The sequence below is a fragment of the Microbacterium sp. MEJ108Y genome, assembly GCF_000834175.1.
Classification (GTDB): Bacteria; Actinomycetota; Actinomycetes; order Actinomycetales; family Microbacteriaceae; genus Microbacterium; species Microbacterium forte.
On record NZ_JXQX01000005.1, the window covers coordinates 1 to 18,596 of the forward strand.

The following is an 18,596-nucleotide window of genomic DNA, read 5'->3' on the forward strand; positions in this document are numbered from 1 at the left end:
GCCCGGGGGCCCGGCTACCGGCCGGGCCCCCGCCCCCTCCTCGTCTTTCGCAGGCCGCCGCCGGCCCGGTGAGTTCCTCATCAAACTCGGTCTGCGCCTTGCCGCAGCCATCACGGTCATCACCACCGTGGGCATCGTCATCGCGCTCCTGGTCCCGTCCCTGAGCTTCTTCGCGGAGGTCTCACCGTTCGAGTTCCTCTTCGGCACGCGCTGGGCCCCTCGATTCGCGGACGCCTCCTTCGGCGTCCTCCCCCTGGTCACGGCAACCCTGTGGACCACGGTCATCGCGCTCCTCGTCGCCGTTCCTTTCGGCCTCGGTGCGGCGATCCTCCTCGCCGAGTACGCGAAACCGCGAGTGCGCAAGGTGCTCAAGCCCCTGCTGGAGATCCTCGCGGGTATCCCGACCGTGGTCTACGGGTTCTTCGCCCTCCAGTTCGTGCAGGGCACCGTCCTCCGCGACTGGCTGCAGCTCCCCACAGGGGCGTTCAGCGTCCTCGCTGCCGGCCTCGTGATGGGAGTCATGATCATCCCGACCATCGCATCCATCGCCGAGGACGCGATGTCTGCTGTCCCCAGCGCGCTCCGTCAGGGAAGTGCCGCTCTCGGCGCCAACCGCATGCAGACCACTCTTCGCGTGGTCTTTCCGGCCGCGCTGTCTGGCATCGTCGCCGCCGTCGTTCTCGGAATCTCCCGGGCCGTCGGAGAAACGATGATCGTCGCAATCGCTGCGGGCAGTCAGGCACAGCTCGTGAGCAATCCGCTGGAGCAGGGGCAGACGATGACCGGCTTCATCGCGAACGCCGCTCTCGGCGACTCCCGCGTCGGAAGCCTCGAGTACAACACCCTCTTCGCTGTCGGACTGCTGTTGTTCCTCATCACACTGCTCATCAACTTCATCAGCATCCGATTCGTCCGCCGATTCCGGGAGGCCTACTGATGTCCGCGCCCACGATTCCCGAGTCCCGTGTGCTCAACGCGACCCGGCCGCTGAATACCGGGCGAAACGGCGAACTGCGTCCCACCGCGCTCATCTTCCTCGTACTTCTTTGGCTGTCGCTCTTCGTCGCATTCGCTGTGCTCGTCACTCTGCTGATCACGATCTTCATCACTGGACAGAACAAGCTCACCTGGAACCTGGTGACGAACTTCCCCTCCGCTGACCCGGAGGAAGCCGGAGCTCGTCCAGCCATCCTCGGATCGGTCTGGGCGATTGGGGCCACCGCTGTGATGACCCTCCCCCTGGGAATCGCCGCCGCCGTGCACCTCGAGGAGTTCGCCGACCGGAAGCGCTGGTTCAACCGGTTCGTCGAGCTCAACGTCCAAAACCTCGCTGCTGTCCCCTCAATCGTCTACGGTCTCCTCGCTCTCGCCTTCTTGTCGATGCTCGGAGTCACCAACAAGAACATCGTCATCGGTGGAGCATTCGCGCTGACGCTGCTCATCCTCCCGGTCATCATCATCGCCACCAGGGAGGCGTTGCGCGCCGTACCCCGGGAGATCCGCGACGGCTCGCTGGCGCTGGGAGCCACCCAATGGCAGACGACGTGGAGGCAGGTGCTTCCCGCGTCGGTCCCAGGCATCGCGACCGGCTCGATCCTCGCGCTGTCCCGAGCTCTCGGCGAAGCAGCTCCATTGCTCGTCCTCGGAGCGCTCGTCTACATCACGTTCGATCCGAACGGGCTGCTCAGCGGATACACCACGCTCCCCATCCAGATCTTCAACTGGACCGGGCGCCCGCAGGAGGGATTCCACGAGCTCGCCGGCGCCACGAGCCTCCTCCTGCTCGCCGTCCTCATCCTGATGAACGCCCTCGCCATCTTCATCCGCAACAAGTTCCAGAAACGGTGGTAAACCCATGAGCACCTCCACGAGCACCTCGACGAGCGCAGCGGCGCCGACGGCGGCCCACACCCACTTCCAGACCGCAGACTCACGGCGGGTTGCCGAAACCCCCAGCGGACTCATCCGCTGCGAAGACGTCAACGTGTACTACGGCGACTTCCGGGCCGTCACAGGCGTCAACCTCGAGTTCGGACGCAACGAGATCACCGCGCTCATCGGCCCCTCCGGATGCGGCAAATCCACGCTCCTGCGCTCCCTGAACCGCATGAACGACCTCGTCGACGGTGCCCGCGTCGAAGGAAACGTCATCTTCCAAGAGGAAGACATCTACGCGAAGGGCGTCGACCCCATCGAGGTCCGACGACGCGTCGGGATGGTCTTCCAAAAGCCGAACCCGTTCCCGAAGTCGATCTACGACAACATCGCCTACGGCCCTCGCGTCACAGGGATGAAGGTCGACAACATGGACGACCTCGTCGAGGAGGCACTCACACGCTCAGCACTCTGGGGCGAGGTGAAAGACAAGCTAAAGCAGTCCGCGTTCGGACTCTCCGGCGGCCAGCAGCAGCGCCTATGCATCGCGCGCACCATCGCGGTGCAGCCCGACGTGATCCTGATGGATGAGCCGTGCTCGGCCCTCGATCCCATCGCCACCTCGCGGATCGAAGACCTCATGCACGAGCTGCGCCAGGACTACACAATCATCATCGTCACCCACAACATGCAGCAGGCTGCACGAGTCGCCGACCGCACGGCATTCTTCACCGCCCTGGCCGACGAGACCACCGGAGACCGCACAGGAGTCCTGGTGGAATACGACCTCACCAAGAACATCTTCGAGCAGCCGCAGGACCAGCGCACGGAGGACTACATCAGCGGACGATTCGGATGACCTCCCTGTCTGGTGGTGACCCGCGGTTCGTTCTGCACGGGCGCAGTTCGGAGATCCTTCGTGGGAGCTTCGCCGAGTTCAGACATGCAGGCGTCCCGATAACGGTGCACGCTGAGATCGTCGATGCGCTGGCAGACTTGGCCCACGATTACGAGGCGTCGCTCGTCCTCGCCGGCGGGGAGTCGGTCGACCGGCTCGCGGCCATCGTGCAGATCGCCGAACCGGTGTGCGGAGGACCGATCTTCTTCGGGGTGAGCGAAGACACGGAGACGTCGATGATCGAAGCTGCGATGCGAGCAGGAATGCGTGGCACCATCCGCCTCCCCATCACCCCCGACCGATTGCGTGAATTGGCGCGCCTCCACCCACGGACAGGCCCGCTTGACCGCACCCTCCGATTCGGGGAGCTGACCCTCGACATCACGCACCGCAGCCTCCGCTGGCAGAAGCATGCACTGTTGCTTCCCCCGCGCGAATTCGAACTCCTGCATCAGATCGTGCGCGCGTATCCCGAGAGTGTGAGCATCGATACACTCGCGCTTGCGTTCGGCTCCGACCTCGAGGATCCGCACGCTTCTGTTCGCGTCGCCATGACGAAGCTGCGCGCCCGGCTGGCGACTTTCGCCCCCGCACAAGCCCTTATCGAGACGGTGCGAGTGGCCGGCTACCGACTCGCGTCCTGAGGCTCCACTTTGAGCTCGACCAGGAGCTGAAGCACCCGGGCGCGAATGTCGTCTCTAACGCCACGGAGACCGTCTTCATCGAGTTCCAACGGATCTGGTAGATCCCACTCCATGTAACGGCGCCCAGGGAAGACGGGGCACGCATCCCCACACCCCATCGTGATGACGTAGTCGGCGGCACGCACCACTTCGTCGGTCAGCGGTTTCGGGAACTCGCCCCAGAGCTCCACGCCCACTTCCTCCAGTGCCGCGGCAACACGAGGGTGCGCGCCCTCCGCCGGTGAGGATCCAGCCGTGCGCACGTGCACCCGGCCGCCAGACAGATGGCGGAGTAGGGCTCCAGCCATCTGCGACCTCCCCGCATTCTGCACGCACACAAACAGGACCTCAGGAGTATCACGCAGAACCAGGCCCTGACTGGTTGCGAGCGCATCCAGGCGGTCGGCGGCGTACCGGGCGGTCATGGTCAACAGGTGCTCGCGCACTCGCGTCCGCTGGCTCAGGAGGAGGTAACTCTGGGCGACATAACCCGCCACTGTCTCGCGGCTGAACGTCGAGCTGAATCGGTACGAGAGGTCGTCAACGATGGTGGACACAGCTCGCGGGAGAGCCGTGACGGAAGCCTCGGGTGTTGTCGGCTCAATCGACTCACTCGACAGCAATCTCCCAAAACGGACCCAGGCATCGGCTGTCGGCACCCAGACATCGCCGTCGCTACGGATGAGATCAACGAGCTCCAGCGAGTGGATTGCCTGCTCGACGACCGATAGATCGGCGTTCAGGACAGCCGCGATCTCCGGGGCTTTGATCCCGGAGGCAAGGGCACTGAGAACGCGGAGCGTATCGGGGTTGCCGAGGACTGACACTTGACCGGCCCGTTCCCGGGCAGCCTGCTCCCCGAGGGGGCTCCCCACTCGGTGCGGCGACCCCTCATTCATCGGAGGAAGTCCTCGACGGCGCTACGGCGCGTCGGGTGCACGGAGAGCCAGCCGAGCTTGCCGTCCTGTTCGCGTGCCAGGAACCCGTCGTCCAACAGAATGCGGACGTGATGGGTCACTGTCGGCTGACGCAACCCCAACGCCTCCGCTAGTTGGCCCACGGTCGCCCGCTCGTCAGCCGATCCCAGAATGATGCTCAAGATCTGCAACCGCGTCGGATCAGCGACCGCCCTCAACGTCCGCGCCAGCTCTTCGGCAGCACCACGATTGAGCGCAGCTCCGACATGAGGCTTCGGTGCGGGCTGAGCGGTCATGCCAGGATTCTAGTTGCCGAACCTTGCGAGCCCCTCAGACGTGCCGGTGATCGAAACGTGCGGACTGGGACGTGACTACTTCGCAAATATGTCGCCGCGAAGCTTCGATGCGGCGTGCAAACGGAGGAGCTCTATGCTGACGGCCGCGCTTGCCGGGATGCTGTGAGACAAGCTCTTCGCGGCAACTGCGAGGGCGGGACGAGCTGCGTTTCGGTCGAGAGCGATCAGCATGTCGACCGAGACTCCGAGGGAACGTCCTCGCCAGACAGCACCAGGTGTCTGGCTGCTCCACAAGGAGTAGGACCTCCGCCGCCGGGCTGGGGGCCCGAGCTAGTGCACGTGCGAGGATCGCCGCATCGGCGTGAATCGGTCCAAGTTCGGTGAGTTGAGGCCATCAGGCCGTTTGTGATCGAGCTGGCGAAGGCGGGGGCCCGCGATGCGCGCCGCCGCTCTCGCATGTCACCTACGGCGTTTGGCCTCGAGCTGCGAGAAACTCCGTCGCCGTCTCAACCCGATACCGCTCGTCGACGTAGTTTGCCGGAGTGAGATTTCGGGTTACGAAGAGCGTGTTCAGGCGAAACTGCTCGCCTTCAGGCGGGTCCCCGAGTCCGAGGCGCGTCGCAATGCTCGCGACGTGGGGCGCTAGTTCGCTCTCCTTGCGGGCTAGCTGCGTGGCGTAGCAGGGCTTGGTCCCGCGGTCTCCTACCTGGTCCCGGAAGAAGGTGCGCAGTTGGCGTGCCGTCTCAGCGAATCCGTGCACCGACGCAGGATCCTTCGCCTCGATTAACCAGATGGTGCTATCGCCAGGGCGTCCGCACACGAGGTCAACTTCGGTCGTGAGAATCGGCACGCCGAGTCGCGCGTGGTCGTTGGGTTTCACGCGGGCGACCGTGGTGTAGCCGAGTTCCTCTAGCCGGTCTTGAAGGAATCTTTCGAACCGAATATTGCGGCGCGCACGGCGATCCGCAAGCGCGTTGCTGACAGGCTGGGGAACGTCTCCCGCCCAGGGAAGAACTCCTTGGAGGAGGTGGCGGTAGTAGACCTGGAAGGACGTCAGTAAGTACTGCGGGCTGATAATGAGTCGTCCGTCCGAGTCTTGCACCAGCGGTTGCACGAGGAGCCGGTGACGCCGTGTGCGCGTTTGCCAGGGTTTCCACTCCACGGCTTGCATCTGGACGGCCGTGCTCGTAAGCATCCCGACAGCGACTTCGACACGCGTTCTCTGCGACTCATCCGCGTCCGGGCCCAGCGCGTCACAGACCCATGCTGTTGCCTCGGCCACGGTGACGTGCGCGGTCGTCCTGCCTGGCTCGAACGTTTCCCACTTTGCGAGGGTGGCGAGTGCGGCGAGCATGTCCTGCGACGTCGCTCCCCATGCCTGCTGGAACGCATCTTCGACGTCGTCTTCTTCGTTCGCCTGCTGCAGCGAGTCGTCGTCTTGAGTGCCGTGCAACCGAACGCTCGCAGCTGCACGGGTCAGTTCGTCGTTTCGCAGGCCCCACGCCGATGCGTCGGGATGCGAATCGTCGTCAACGGCCAGCTCGTACATCGGGCCGAGGTTGATGACTGCAGGCACGACTTGGTGATACATCCGCTCACTCAGCGTGGTCGCGGTGAGGTACGCATCTGCGGCGGCAAGAAGACCGCTCCACGCCTGAGGAGTGATCGGCTTCACCGCCGCCGGATTGTCCAGGATGCGCAAGGCAGCCTCCACCACGATCTCGTTACACTGACGAAGCTGAAGTGTCTCCGCCGAGAGCTCGGCCGTGCGGGTGAGCGGATCCCATTCGGTCGCGAGATTCGCCGCGACTCGGGATAGATCGTCTTGCTGATGAATACCGCTGTCCATCACCCTCGCCAGCTGCTCCATCCCCGTCAACACCACCTCGCTCACATCGTGTCTCTTGATTCCTTCAGTCAGGGTCTCGAGAGCAAGGGGCGCAAGATGCTCGCGGATGAGCCGATTCGCGTCGTCCGCCCGGTACTCTCCCGGTTGAACGCCGGCATCGTGGAGTCGTCGTCCCAAAGCCGCAACCATGCGGCTCTCATCAGAGGGTCGTAAACGCCACGGATCAGGCAGGTGATTGAGAGTGGTCCGGGCCTGCTTCATCTCCAAGATGAGAAAGGGTCTCGCTGTGCGCCACTGGTCGCGGAGCGCCGCTGCGGTTTCGATATCCATGCCTCCCGCGCGGAGCAGATCGAACACTGCATCCGCTGTTAGGAGATTCGCCGCGTGCGGATCTCCATTCGCCGAATCTGCGAATCCCTCGACATCGATGCGCCACAAAAAGTTGACTGGTTCATCGACGGCACGCGCGTGCGGGTCGAGATACGGCGTGACCACGCCGGACGGTTCACCCGAGACCGTTTCCGATGCGTGGAGGTAAAGGACGTATCCGGGCACATCGATCTCCTGGTGCGCGAAACGCCATCGATCACCAAGCGCAGCGAAGCCGTAGATTAGCCCGCCGCAGAAGTCGAAGAAGAACCGTCGGCGGTCGGCAGATGCTTCCTCCAGGCTCGCTCGTGCCACGGCAACGGGAGGTTCGGTGAGAGCGAGGGACCACCCGTCAACACTCGGCGCGATGTTGACACCGCGGGTGGCGTCGTACGTGGGGTCACCTGCAATCATCGCGACGTTTGCGACGGGCCCCGGAGCGACTTCTGCCGCTCGGAGGTCTCGAATCGGGGGAAGCCCAACCCTGAGGAGCGCCACTTCGAGATCGGATAGCTCTACCGCTCGATCCCACTCGGCCTCGCCCGCGTGCGCTTCAAAGTAGACGGCATTGGGTACCACGCCACCCTTGAAAAACGACTTGCCATTCGCTGTCCATGGCTCCCAGTAGTTGATCGCCTCCCACCCGAAACTCTCAGGGAAATCGGGAGCGCTCAGATCCCGCGCGAATGCGTAGAGATCATCGTCGGACGTAGCCGTTTCCGCGATCCAGGTCAGGTCTTCGAGCGCGAGCTTTGCTTCGCCGACCGCCTGGGGCACAGCGATGTGGCCGGGTGCAGCGAACACCGTCAGCGGGATGACCTCCGCGCCCGGCCTGATGGTTCCTTGTCGCCCGCCCGCCATCCGCACCGGCACAGGGCCTGATTGCGACCTCACCTGTTTCGCCAGCTCCACTGAGCCGATGTATGGCGGCGGCGCGGCTCCCAGGTCGGGGACGTAGATGACTGAGACGGCGATGAATGTGGATGGGTTCACCGGCACCAGCCACTGAACGTCAATCCCGCGAAGCGGGGACTCGACGCCTTCACTGCGGGGAGGAGCTTCGATCAAGCTGTTGGAGAAGCGCCATAGGGACCGGCGGATCTGGTTCAGGCAAGAACTCCGGAGGGCCCGTCGTGCTTGCCCGTCCCGGTCGAGCGCAGACACCAGTTCTCGTACGGCATGGGCCATGATCTCTGGGATGAAAAGTGGCGGCACCCATCGGTGTGCACCCGCCGAGTGAGCAAAGCGAAGGTACCTCCCGAACGGGCTGGAGAGACTCTCCGCGTCGAACGTGGCCCGACTTGCGGAGTTCGTCATCCATTCCAACGCCCTTTCATCAGCTTCACCGAGTTCGATGTGGTCGAGCGGGTTCAGGTTGAGGAAGGCCCGCGTCGCTTCGTACTCCGCGTCCGGTAGGGAGACCTCGTCGTTGAGCGCGAGATCCGGGGCTGGTACCCATGCGTCTGCAAGGTGGCGGGCGCAGAAGTCGCCGTACTTCATCGCCACGTTCACCACGTTTGCGATGCCGAATTGAAATCGTCTGTGAAGCCGACCGTCTACCGCTTCCGCCATTCTGAGCGCACGCGTGAGGTCGGCGACCGGCCGTTCGGTGAGGCCGGGCACCGCGCGCAGCGGCTCAGAGCCGACCGCGAGGAAGACAGTTTGGGTCGGGTCGGTGGGGATGAAATCTTCACGCGCCGGGCCGATCCCATAGGTGGTAGCCGCTAGATCGGACAGTGCTTGGATCGCAGGCAGCGGCTGGTATTCGTCTGGCGCCGGAGCGGCGGAGGCTCGTAGCGCAGCCGCGAAGCTGCTCCCCAATGTCACCGACCGATGCCTGTTGCCGGGGGACGTGGCGGCGGCGAAAATCAGCGTCCAGAGCTCGTCCGGATCGTACGCTGAAAAGGCCAGTTCGAGTGCGTCGGGCTCCCGTCGCGCGGCGCTCACCGCCCGCAGTTGAGATCGAGACCGCTTGCTTCTCCGAGTTTTCTTGCTCTTTCCCACGCAAGCATTCAAGCGTAAGCCAACGACATCCGCACTGATTACTGAGCGTTGAAAGCGTTGCGCCGGGGAGGAAGGTGGCGAAGAGTTGGGGTGCCGCCTCGAACGCGCGGACGACAGGTCTCCTTCAACGCCGCTGCTCCCGGGCCAGGGAGCTCTTGACCGCTCTCACCTCGTCACCTCGCGGGGGTGCATACACGCAAAAGCGCGCGTAAGATATTGCGTGTACGTGCTAACCAGATGACGACACGAGGAGGCAAGATGGCCGTGAAGAAAAGTCGCACTCGTGCCGCCTCCGCTCGCGAGGCGACTGTGAACCGCGGCACAGTGACAGGTCGATTCCTCAACGGAAACCCGAAGCTCGTCGTGGCGACCAAGGCCCCCGCAAAGACCGACGTACAAGCCGGTGTCGAGCGCCTTGCGCAGGTGGCGAAGACGTCAAACGTCGACGTATCCGTGTTCAACGCACTCATCGACGAGCTCGCCGATGCCATGGCCGACCGTCAATCGACCGAGCTGGGCCTCACAGAGCAGGAAGCCAACTTCCTGATCGAGTCCGGCGATTTCACTCCGGAGGAGCTCGCCGAGGCAGCCGCATTCGTCACCAGCGGTGGGCTCGCCAAGCTCGAGCGCGAGACTCACGTGCGCGCCCTAACCAACACCTACACCGCATCCGAGGTCGCAGCGCTCCTCGGCATCGATGCCTCCAGTGTGCGTCACCGCCAGAGCAAGAACACCTTGTACGGCTTCCGGGCCGGAAGGATCCGCCTCTACCCTCGATGGCAGTTCATTCCCGGCGATAGGGTCTCGACGATCCCCCACCTCCCGCTGCTCGTCCGAGCGATCCCGTCCGACTGGGATCCGGCCGACGTCGAAGGCTTCATGACAACACCTCAAGACGACTTGCGGTCGAGCGATGAGTCTGTCGACCCCCAGGAATGGATGACGCCGATCGAGTGGCTGGCTGCCGCGAAGGATCCTGCACCCGTAGTGGACATCCTCGAAGACGCCGACATCACGTGAGCCCGTCGAACGCGAAAGTCCCCGCAACACCCCCGGCGCCGCTCACACTCGACGCGAGTGAGCACCTGAGATCATTCGATGGGATCCTCTGGCGGGTCTTCGCTACAAGAGGTGCTCACCCACAGGCGTGGGATGAGCTACGGCACTTCGGGCCGATCAGAACCATGCGCTTTGACCCGCATCCCGAGCCGCATCAGCACCATGCCGATTATGGCGTGATGTACGCAGCTGCCGGATCTACAACAGCTCTCGGCGAGGTGTTTCAGAAGGGCCGACTAATCAATCGGCGCGTTCGTGGAAACACCCTCGCGGCTTGGCGGCCGACGCGTGAGCTTCGGCTACTGGATCTCACCAGCAACTGGCCCGTGATCAACGGCACGACCTCTTCGATCCAGATGGGGCCGAAGCGATACACACGGAACTGGGCGAATGCGATCCATGACCAACTTGGGTCGAGCATCGACGGGCTCTACCACGTGTCATCGATCGACTTCGGCCCGATGGTGACGCTGTTCTCGCCCGCCGAGGACTCGTTCCCGCAGCTGCCGTTGGTGCACACCCGACTGGACGCCTCCAGTGCGAACGTGTACCTCGCGAAAGCCGTGAAAAGACTCGGCTACCGCGTCAAGAAGTAGAACCACCCCAGGACAGCAATCTGCGATTGCTCGCATCATCAGATGACGCTCGATCCACCCGTACGCTCAGTACCATGACACAGCGTTCCACCTTGCAGACTCTCGGCGGTGCTGTCGAAGGATTCCGGGACTTCGCGGCGGCGATCAAGAGTGGAGTGCCCACCGTTCGAAAGGGGTCGATGGCGGAGGAAGATCAAGCCCTCTCCGGAAACATCGTCATCCCTCATGCCATAGTCTCCGGGCTCGTCCTCACCGTTGCAGACCACGTATCCGCCTGGGCGGAGCTTGCCGCTAGCCCCGAGAAGGACGTGTTGCTCCTTCATATGCAGGCTGACTACACGTTGTTCCGTCCTGTCTTGGAGGGGCTCGTGGAGGTCATCTGGATTCTGGACGGCACCGATTCCCCTTCTAGAGCCCGCAGGGCACTTGAGATTGCTCGGATCGAGTACAAGCACGGGCTGAAGCTGACCAACGCTCTGCGCAAAGCGCGAACGCCGGATGACAAGACCGAACAGGGAATAGCAGCACTCGGACGTTTTCTCAGGACCACGGCGAGCAACCTCGGATACGATCCGGAGGACGTTCTCAGCGCACCATTGATCGATCCCTCCTCGATCACAAGGAAGATAGCGAATCGCGTTCCAGGCCCCACATTGCAGACCTTCAACTATTGGGCGATAACCTCGGCCCACGCGCACGGGCAGTTCATCACCACTCTGCGCCACGCGATCGAGACGCCCCCATCTACGCCTCAGATGGGCGGGGCTCTGTACGAACCAGACGAGGAGCTGATTGCAGACCTCATCAAGTTCATTGGGAAGCTGCTCGAGATCGCAATCAACCTACTAAACGAACAGGGTTACGAGCTTCGACGCTAGCGTTGTCCTGCTTCGCCGATCGGGGAACGCTGGGTCGCCGAGATGCGTGCCATGGGGATTCAGAACTCTCTGAGGCGAAATGTCTGACCCGATCCGTATGATCGGATCAGCCCCGTCGCGAGGCAGTGAACTTAGCGCTTTACATCGGACTTAGTCCGATTTCATCGCGATTCTGACAGTTCGATAATTGAAGTGGCAGGTTCGAGCGCTCCCGCCTTCCGCACCGCGCGGCAGACCACTCGATCTGCTGGAAGGAAGACACTATGAAAGCTCTCCGTTACGTCGAGATCGGCAAGCCGCCCGTCGTCGTCGACATCCCGATTCCGAAGCCGGGGCCGGGTCAGGTCCTGCTCAAGGTCACCGCTGGCGGCGTCTGCCACTCCGACGACTACGTCATGGGCCTCCCCGAGAAGGACTACCTCGAGCAGAGCTACCCGCTGCCGCTGACGCTCGGTCATGAAGGCGCCGGGATCGTGCACGAGATCGGTGAGGGCGTCGACTCGACGCTGAAGGTCGGAGACGCCGTCGCGGTCTACGGACCGTGGGGCTGCGGACGCTGCCACAACTGCTCGCAGGGAATGGAGAACTACTGCACGAACGCCGCCGCTGAGGGCATCCGCCCTCCCGGTCTCGGCAGCCAGGGCTCGATGGCCGAGTACATGATCGTCGACGACGCCCGCCACCTCGTGCCGCTCGGCGACCTCGACCCCGTGCAGAACGTCTCGCTGACGGATGCCGGCCTCACCCCGTACCACGCGATCAAGCGCTCACTCCCGAAGCTCGGTGCAGGCACCTTCGCGGTGGTCATCGGCACCGGCGGCCTCGGCCACGTCGGTATCCAGATCCTGAAGGCGATCTCGGGTGCCACGGTCATCGCCCTCGACGTGAACGACACCAAGCTGGCGCTCGCCACAGAGGTCGGCGCCGATCACGTGCTGATCAGCGATGCCTCCGCCGCCGACAAGATCCGCGAGATCACCGGCGGCCTGGGCGCGAACGCCGTGTTCGACTTCGTCGGCGCCAACCCGACGATGGCGCTCGCGCAGAGCGTGGCGGCGCTGGACTCCGACGTCACGATCGTCGGCATCGGCGGCGGGACCATGAGCCTCGGCTTCGGCTCGATCGCCTACGACGCGGCCGTGCGCATCCCGTACTGGGGCTCCCGCTCCGAGCTGATCGAGGTCCTCGACCTCGCCCGCGCGGGCAAGATCCACGTGCAGACCGAGACCTACTCGCTCGACGACGGCCCGAAGGCCTACGAGGATCTCGCCGCGAACAGCATCCGCGGTCGCGCAGTCATCGTCCCGTAGACGGCGGCTGCGCAGATGGCGGCCGCTCCGACTCGTAGTCGGAGCGGCCGCTGCTATGACGGCTCAGGTCTCTGCGATCAGTTGCTCACCGCCCCAGAACGGCCCGGACGCTCGCCTCGGGAGACAGATCGATGCGACGCAGCAGCTGCGCATTGAGAGCGACGACGATCGTCGACAGCGACATCAGCACGGCTCCGACCGACATGGGGAGGACGAATCCGACGGGCGCCAGGATGCCGGCGGCGAGCGGCACCGAGAGCAGGTTGTACCCGGCCGCCCACCAGAGGTTCTGCGTCATCTTGCGGTAGGCGGCACGGGAGAGCTCGATCACGGAGACCACCGACCGGGGGTCGGAGCTCGCGAGGATCACGCCGGCCGAGGCGATGGCCACGTCGGTGCCGGCACCGATCGCGATGCCGACGTCGGCCTGAGCGAGAGCGGGGGCATCGTTTACGCCGTCGCCGACCATCGCGACCTTCTTGCCCTCGGCCTGCAGCTCCTTGACCTTCGCGGACTTGTCTTCGGGGCGCACACCGGCGAACACCCGGTCGATGCCGAGCTCGGTCGCCACGGATTCGGCCACGGCCTGGGCGTCACCGGTGATCATGACCACTTCGACACCGAGGCGGTGCAGGGCGTCGACAGCGTCACGAGACTCCGGGCGCACCTCGTCGGCGAGCTTCACTCCTCCGGCCACCCGCCCGTCGACGATCACGTGCAGGATGATGGCACCCTCGCCTCGCCATGCGTCGGCGGCGGCGATCTCTCGGCCTCCGACCTCGTCGAGGAGCTTCGGCCCGCCCACGCGGATCTCGCTGTCATCGACGGTGGCGGTCACTCCCACCGCGGGAGATGACGAGAAGCCCGAGGCCTTCGACACCGTCAGGCCTCTGTCTTCGGCCGCGCGCACGATGGCGCGAGCCAGCGGATGCTCGCTGTCGGCCTCTGCGGATGCGGCGAGCGCGAGCAGGCGGTCGGCGTCGATGCCACCGATCGTTTCGACGGCGGTGACGGTCGGTGCGCCCTTTGTCAGCGTGCCCGTCTTGTCGAACAGCACGGCGTCGACGGTGCGCATGCTCTCGAGCGCCAAGCGGTCCTTGACGAGCACACCACCCCGGGCAGCGCGCTCCGTGGCGATCGAGACGACCAGCGGGATCGCGAGGCCGAGCGCATGCGGGCAGGCGATGACGAGCACGGTGATGCTGCGCACGACGGCGGCATCCGGATCTCCGACGAGAGTCCACACCAGCGCGGTGAGAGCCGCCGAGACCAGGGCGAACCAGAAGAGCAGTGCGGCTGCGCGGTCGGCGATGCGCTGCGCCCGGGACGACGAGTTCTGCGCGTCGACCACCAGGCGCTGGATGCCGGCGAGTGCGGTGTCGTCGCCGGTGGCGGTGATCTCGACCCGCAGGCCGGAGTCGGTCGCGACAGTGCCCGCGGTCACCGTGTCTCCCTTCGTGCGAGTGACGGGGCGGGACTCGCCCGTGACCATCGACTCATCCATCGCGGCTGCCCCGTCGATGACACGACCGTCGGCCGGAACGCTCGCTCCGGGGCGCACGACGACGACATCGCCGACGACGAGATCGGCGGGTGCGACCATGACGATCGCGTCACCCTCGACCCGTTCGGCCTCGTCGGGCAGCAGCGCGGCGAGGGAGTCGAGCGCAGAGGTCGTCTGCGCGAGGGATCTCATCTCGATCCAGTGGCCGAGCAGCATGATGACGATGAGGAGGGCGACCTCCCACCAGAACTCGAGCTCGTGGTGGAGGATTCCGAGGGTCGCGCCCCACGAGGCGAAGAACGCGACGGTGATCGCGAGGGCGATCAGCAGCATCATCCCCGGCGTGCGCGCCCTGAGTTCGCCGATCGCACCCGAGAGGAACGGCCATCCGCCCCACGCGTACATGACGGTGCCGAGCGCGGGAGAGACGAACCGCGCCCCGTCGGCGACGTCGTAGCCGAAGATCATCGCGAACATCGGCGAGAACGCCACCACCGGCACCGCGATGATGAGGTTGATCCAGAACAGGCGCCGGAACTGGCCGACGTGGTCGCCGTGTCCGGCATGACCACCGTGTCGCTCGTGCCCGGCGTGCCCCTCGTGCCCGCCGTGGCCCTCGTGACCTCCGTCTGCGTCCTGAGCGTGGTGATCGTGAGTGACGTGCTGGTCGCCGGCGCTTCCCTCGGCGTGGTGCGTGCTCATCATGAGTGCTGTCTCCCGTGTCGGGTGTGGATCTCAGTGTCTCTCTTCGAGGTGCGCGACATCGCCCGGGTCACCGCGGGATGACACTCCGGAACCCCCGCAGGCGCAGGCTGTTGCCGACGACGAAGACGCTCGACAGTGCCATCGCTGCGCCGGCCAGCATGGGGTTGAGCATTCCGAGCGCCGCGACCGGGATGGCCGCGACGTTGTAGGCGAAGGCCCAGAACAGGTTGGTCTTGATGGTTCCGAGGGTCTTTCGCGACAGTCGGATCGCGTCGACCGCGCTGCGCAGGTCTCCGCGCACCAGGGTGATGTCGGATGCCTCGATCGCGACGTCCGCCCCGGTGCCCATCGCGATGCCGAGGTCGGCCTGCGCGAGTGCGGGGGCGTCGTTGACGCCGTCACCGATCATCGCGACGACCTTTCCCTCGCGCTGCAGTCGCGTGACGACGTCGACCTTGTCCTTCGGCAGGACTTCGGCGATGACCTCGTCGATCCCGACCTCTGCCGCGATGCGCCTGGCGACCGCGTCGTTGTCGCCGGTGAGGAGGATGGGGGTCAGCCCGATCGCCGTGAACTGGGCGATCGCTTCGGCGCTGCTCGGCTTCACCGTGTCGGCCACGACCAGGATGCCGCGCGCCTGCCCGTCCCAGCCCACCGCGACGACGGTCTTGCCTTCGCTCTCGGCGCGGGCCTTCGTCGACGCCAGCTCGCGGCTCAGCGTCTGCGACCACTCGGCGAGGAGCGAGTCCCGGCCGACGAGCACGGCGTGACCGTCGACGATCCCCTGCACTCCCTTGCCTTCGATGTTCGTGAAGTCCTCGGGCGTCGGCAGCGCTCCGACCTCGTGCGTCGCGCCCTTGGCGATCGCCTGGGCGATCGGGTGCTCCGAGGCATCCTCCAGAGCGCCGGCCAGCCGCAGGAGTTCCGCGCGTTCGGTGCCGGGCTCGACGACCACGTCGACGAGCGTCATCTTGCCGCTGGTGACCGTGCCCGTCTTGTCGAGCACGACGGTGTCGACCGTGCGGGTGGACTCCAGCACCTCCGGACCCTTGATGAGCACGCCCAACTGCGCACCCCGCCCGGTGCCGACCAGCAGCGCGGTGGGTGTCGCCAGGCCCAGCGCGCACGGGCACGCGATCACGAGCACGGCCACCGCCGCGGTGAATGCCGCGGCCACGGGGAACCCCGCGCCGAGCCAGCCGCCCAGCGCGACGACGGCGATCACGATCACGATCGGCACGAAGACGCCCGAGATCCGGTCGGCGAGACGCTGGACCTCCGCCTTCCCGGTTTGAGCGTCTTCGACGAGCTGGGCCATCTGCGCGAGTTGCGTGTCGGAGCCGATCCGGGTGGCGCGCACCACGAGCCGGCCGCCGACGTTGGTCGTGGCACCGGTGACGACGTCGCCCTCTGCGACCTCGACCGGCACCGCTTCACCCGTGAGCATCGATGCATCGACGGCAGACGTGCCCGAGACCACGACACCGTCGGTCGCGATCTTCTCTCCCGGCCGCACGACGAACTGGTCTCCCACCTGCAGATCCTCGACCGGGATCTTCGTCTCCGCACCACCGCGCAGCACCGCGACGTCCTTCGCGCCGAGCTCGAGCAGCGCGCGCAGGGCTGCGCCGGCCTGCTTCTTCGACCGCTTCTCGAAGTAGCGCCCGGCGAGGATGAACATCGTCACCCCGGCACCGACCTCGAGGTAGATGTTCGCCGCCCCGTCGGAGGGGGCCAGTGCGAACTCGAACGGGTGGGTCATGCCGGGGGTGCCGGCCGTGCCGAAGAACAGCGCGTAGAGCGACCACAGGAATGCGGCCGATGTGCCCAGGGAGATGAGCGTGTCCATCGTCGCGGTGCCGTGCCTGAGGTTCATCCATGCGGCCCGGTGGAACGGCCACGCCGCCCAGAGGATCACCGGGGCCGCGAGTGCGAGCGAGGCCCACTGCCAGTACGTGAACTGCAGCGCCGGGATCATGGCCATCGCGATCACCGGCACCGTCAGCACGATCGCACCGATCAGGCGGTTGCGCAGCGAACGCAGCTCAGGGTCTACGGTGCCCTCACCGGCGAAGGCGGCATCATTCTTCGAGCCCTTCGGTGCGGGGATCGACGCCGAGTACCCCGTCTTCTCGACCTCTGCGATCAGCGCCGCCGGATCGTACCCGTCCGGCACGGTGACCTTCGCCTTCTCGGTCGCGTAGTTGACGGTCGCCACGACACCATCGAGCTTGTTCAGCTTCTTCTCGATCCGCATCGCGCAGGAGGCGCAGGTCATGCCGCCTATCTCCAGTTCGACTCCGGTCCCTGCGTTCGCAGGTGCTGACGTGCTCATGTTCGTTCCTTCTCTGGCTTCCATCTGTGGGCCGCAGCGATCAGCTGCGGCAGGGGCGACGGCTGACGGTCAGTGCCCGTCGTCGTGCGAATCGCCCTCGGATTCGGTCACGCCCTGTGCCTGAGCGGCATCGAGCACGAACTCGGCCGTGTGCACCGTGCCGTCCACCTGGAAGTCCAGGTACAGCAGGTACCGCCCCACGGTCGGGGCCTCTGCGGCGAACGCGATCTCGGGCCCCGACGTCTCGCCCGCTTCGGGCTCATCACCCGCGGCGTGCACGTGCAGGTACGCGAGGTCGCCGTCGCGCAGCGCCACGAGGTGGCCGAACGCGCCGAGATACGGCTCCAGGGCGGTGACCGGGCGACCGTCCTGTGCGACCGTCACCGTGAGATCGCTCGCCGCTCCTGCTTCGAGGTCGCCGTCGAGCGAGACCGTGAAGCCATCGACCTCCGCGACGCGGGTCGGCTGCGGCGCGACGGGTGCGAACTCACCCGCCACCTGCACAGTGCGCGTGAGAGTGAGCGACGCAGCATCCGCCTGGGCCGGGGTGAAGTCCGCGAAGACGCGGTAGGTTCCGGCCTCTGTCCACTCCCAGGGAAGCGACCACGTTCCCGTGGCCTCGTCGAGCACCGGATGGACGTGTCGGAACCGGCTCCCGTCTGAGCGCACCACGATCAGGTGCAGATCCTTGTCGTGCGCCGTCGCGTAGTCCGTGACGGGGACGCCGGCGGCGTCTTCGATCCGGAATGCCAGTGCACCGGGTTCGCCCGGGGATGCCGGCGCCTCGATCGGCGACAGCACATATCCGTCGAGACCGAGCGACAGGCCCTTCAGGTCGTCTGCAGCGGCACCCGCCGCGTCATCCGCGCCGACAGCACTCTCGGCGTGACCGCTGTGATCGTCCACTTCCGCACCCTTCGTCCAGTCGCTGACCGCGCTCGCGGGAACGATGACGCCGGCGAGCCCGAAGGCCGCGCCGAACGCCACCACGAGGCCCGCCCCGAAGAGGCCGAGCCGTGCGCCGGCGTTCATGCCGTCCGCACCGCCGAATAGCCTGCCTCTGCGACGGCGGCCAGGACCTGCGCATCGTCGACCGACGCCGAGCCGGTGACGACGAGCTTTCCGGTCTGGGCGCTCACCTGGACGTCTTCGACGCCGGGGATCTCGGAGACCTCTTCGCGCACCGACATCTCGCAGTGCCCGCAGGTCATGCCCGTCACCTGGAACTCGTTCTTCGTCATCATGTCTCCATCCCTCGTTCTAGTACCCATGGGGGGTATTAAGAACAAGCGTATACCCTCTCGGGGTATTCCGCGAT

At 65.5% G+C, this 18,596-nt stretch carries 15 protein-coding genes; 8 read left to right on the forward strand and 7 right to left on the reverse strand.

Annotated elements, in window-relative coordinates; genetic code table 11:
• From pstC to RU09_RS02675, 4 genes are all read left to right on the forward strand, one after another.
• A partial coding sequence (gene pstC / locus RU09_RS02660) for a phosphate ABC transporter permease subunit PstC (protein ID WP_042537222.1) occupies positions 1-937 on the forward strand: 937 nt, incomplete at its 5' end.
• Entirely contained in the window at positions 937-1,851 is a 915-nt protein-coding gene (gene pstA / locus RU09_RS02665; RefSeq protein WP_029264069.1) for a phosphate ABC transporter permease PstA, read from the forward strand. The genes pstC and pstA, both read left to right, overlap by 1 nt.
• Before the next feature lie 112 nt (positions 1,852-1,963).
• Positions 1,964-2,734: a phosphate ABC transporter ATP-binding protein PstB gene (gene pstB, locus RU09_RS02670; protein WP_081859936.1), complete on the forward strand. Its 771-nt coding sequence runs from the start codon at positions 1,964-1,966 to the stop codon at positions 2,732-2,734.
• Positions 2,731-3,417: a winged helix-turn-helix domain-containing protein gene (locus RU09_RS02675; RefSeq protein ID WP_029264067.1), complete on the forward strand. Its 687-nt coding sequence runs from the start codon at positions 2,731-2,733 to the stop codon at positions 3,415-3,417. Before pstB ends, RU09_RS02675 begins: the two co-directional genes overlap by 4 nt.
• On the opposite strand, the gene RU09_RS02680 is transcribed toward RU09_RS02675, so the two are convergent.
• The 3 genes from RU09_RS02680 to RU09_RS02690 all read right to left on the reverse strand — a co-directional run bounded on the left by RU09_RS02680 (position 3,399) and on the right by RU09_RS02690 (position 8,834).
• Entirely contained in the window at positions 3,399-4,283 is an 885-nt protein-coding gene (locus RU09_RS02680; protein ID WP_231481736.1) for an arsenate-mycothiol transferase ArsC, read from the reverse strand. The genes RU09_RS02675 and RU09_RS02680 overlap by 19 nt on opposite strands.
• Positions 4,284-4,351: 68 nt before the next feature.
• Entirely contained in the window at positions 4,352-4,669 is a 318-nt protein-coding gene (locus tag RU09_RS02685; RefSeq protein ID WP_029264065.1) for an ArsR/SmtB family transcription factor, read from the reverse strand.
• Positions 4,670-5,132: 463 nt separating this feature from the next.
• Positions 5,133-8,834, reverse strand: a complete 3,702-nt coding sequence (locus tag RU09_RS02690) for a hypothetical protein (protein WP_029264064.1) — start codon at positions 8,832-8,834, stop codon at positions 5,133-5,135.
• A gap of 315 nt (positions 8,835-9,149) precedes the next feature.
• On the opposite strand from RU09_RS02690, the gene RU09_RS18010 reads away from it, so the two are divergent.
• From RU09_RS18010 to RU09_RS02710, 4 genes are all read left to right on the forward strand, one after another.
• On the forward strand, positions 9,150-9,911 hold the full coding sequence (locus RU09_RS18010) for a hypothetical protein (protein ID WP_051662429.1): 762 nt from the start codon (positions 9,150-9,152) through the stop codon (positions 9,909-9,911).
• A complete protein-coding gene (locus RU09_RS18195; RefSeq protein ID WP_082041016.1) occupies positions 9,827-10,546 on the forward strand; it encodes an RES domain-containing protein in 720 nt (239 codons plus the stop codon). Before RU09_RS18010 ends, RU09_RS18195 begins: the two co-directional genes overlap by 85 nt.
• Before the next feature lie 74 nt (positions 10,547-10,620).
• On the forward strand, positions 10,621-11,424 hold the full coding sequence (locus tag RU09_RS02705; protein ID WP_042537228.1) for a hypothetical protein: 804 nt from the start codon (positions 10,621-10,623) through the stop codon (positions 11,422-11,424).
• A 263-nt stretch (positions 11,425-11,687) separates the two neighbouring features.
• The gene (locus tag RU09_RS02710) at positions 11,688-12,734 is read left to right on the forward strand and encodes an NAD(P)-dependent alcohol dehydrogenase (protein ID WP_042537230.1); all 1,047 of its coding nucleotides are present in this window, start codon (positions 11,688-11,690) and stop codon (positions 12,732-12,734) included.
• Positions 12,735-12,819: 85 nt separating this feature from the next.
• On the opposite strand, the gene RU09_RS02715 is transcribed toward RU09_RS02710, so the two are convergent.
• The 4 genes from RU09_RS02715 to RU09_RS02730 form a co-directional block, all read right to left on the reverse strand.
• Entirely contained in the window at positions 12,820-14,940 is a 2,121-nt protein-coding gene (locus RU09_RS02715) for a heavy metal translocating P-type ATPase (protein WP_042537286.1), read from the reverse strand.
• Between the two features lie 70 nt (positions 14,941-15,010).
• Positions 15,011-17,278: a heavy metal translocating P-type ATPase gene (locus RU09_RS02720; RefSeq protein ID WP_042537233.1), complete on the reverse strand. Its 2,268-nt coding sequence runs from the start codon at positions 17,276-17,278 to the stop codon at positions 15,011-15,013.
• Between the two features lie 69 nt (positions 17,279-17,347).
• Positions 17,348-18,310 (reverse strand): hypothetical protein, encoded by a 963-nt coding sequence (locus RU09_RS02725; RefSeq protein WP_042537235.1) that lies wholly within the window; start codon positions 18,308-18,310, stop codon positions 17,348-17,350.
• A complete protein-coding gene (locus RU09_RS02730; protein WP_042537288.1) occupies positions 18,307-18,519 on the reverse strand; it encodes a heavy-metal-associated domain-containing protein in 213 nt (70 codons plus the stop codon). Before RU09_RS02730 ends, RU09_RS02725 begins: the two co-directional genes overlap by 4 nt.
• Between the last annotated feature and the right edge of the window lie 77 nt (positions 18,520-18,596).

Excerpts from the sequence above, each read along its gene's own strand:
- pstA (WP_029264069.1), top strand. The coding sequence starts at position 937 with ATGTCCGCGCCCACGATTCCCGAGTCCCGTGTGCTCAACGCGACCCGG.
- RU09_RS02675 (WP_029264067.1), top strand. The coding sequence starts at position 2,731 with ATGACCTCCCTGTCTGGTGGTGACCCGCGGTTCGTTCTGCACGGGCGC.
- RU09_RS02685 (WP_029264065.1), bottom strand. The coding sequence starts at position 4,669 with ATGACCGCTCAGCCCGCACCGAAGCCTCATGTCGGAGCTGCGCTCAAT.
- RU09_RS18010 (WP_051662429.1), top strand. The coding sequence starts at position 9,150 with ATGGCCGTGAAGAAAAGTCGCACTCGTGCCGCCTCCGCTCGCGAGGCG.
- RU09_RS18195 (WP_082041016.1), top strand. The coding sequence starts at position 9,827 with ATGGATGACGCCGATCGAGTGGCTGGCTGCCGCGAAGGATCCTGCACC.
- RU09_RS02705 (WP_042537228.1), top strand. The coding sequence starts at position 10,621 with ATGACACAGCGTTCCACCTTGCAGACTCTCGGCGGTGCTGTCGAAGGA.
- RU09_RS02710 (WP_042537230.1), top strand. The coding sequence starts at position 11,688 with ATGAAAGCTCTCCGTTACGTCGAGATCGGCAAGCCGCCCGTCGTCGTC.
- RU09_RS02715 (WP_042537286.1), bottom strand. The coding sequence starts at position 14,940 with ATGAGCACGCACCACGCCGAGGGAAGCGCCGGCGACCAGCACGTCACT.
- RU09_RS02720 (WP_042537233.1), bottom strand. The coding sequence starts at position 17,278 with ATGAGCACGTCAGCACCTGCGAACGCAGGGACCGGAGTCGAACTGGAG.
- RU09_RS02725 (WP_042537235.1), bottom strand. The coding sequence starts at position 18,310 with ATGAACGCCGGCGCACGGCTCGGCCTCTTCGGGGCGGGCCTCGTGGTG.
- RU09_RS02730 (WP_042537288.1), bottom strand. The coding sequence starts at position 18,519 with ATGACGAAGAACGAGTTCCAGGTGACGGGCATGACCTGCGGGCACTGC.